Raw genomic sequence first — 208 nt, 5'->3', positions numbered from 1 at the left:
ATGCCAGCCGAGACATCCAACTGAGTTCCAGCCAGAACACCGAACAGACTATCGGCAAAAACAGTAGCCACGGTAGCGCGCTGGGCGTGGGTGTCACCGCCGGCCCGGGCAGCACCGGCTTGACGGCGTCGGCCAATGTCAGTCGGGGCCGCGGCCATGAAAATGGCAACGGCATCAGTCACACGCACACCACATTAGAGGCGGGACA

1 protein-coding gene is annotated in these 208 nt (G+C 62.5%); it reads left to right on the top strand.

Features of this window, described 5'->3' with window-relative positions; all coding sequences use genetic code 11:
* Positions 1 to 208 (top strand): hemagglutinin repeat-containing protein (locus tag EAE89_RS23370; protein WP_214086710.1); only part of this gene is annotated, 208 nt, incomplete at both ends.

The organism is Photorhabdus heterorhabditis (assembly GCF_018448905.1).
Classification (GTDB): Bacteria; Pseudomonadota; Gammaproteobacteria; order Enterobacterales; family Enterobacteriaceae; genus Photorhabdus; species Photorhabdus heterorhabditis.
Note: the sequence above shows the minus strand (reverse complement) of the source record. Positions and strands in the feature narration are given on the sequence as shown.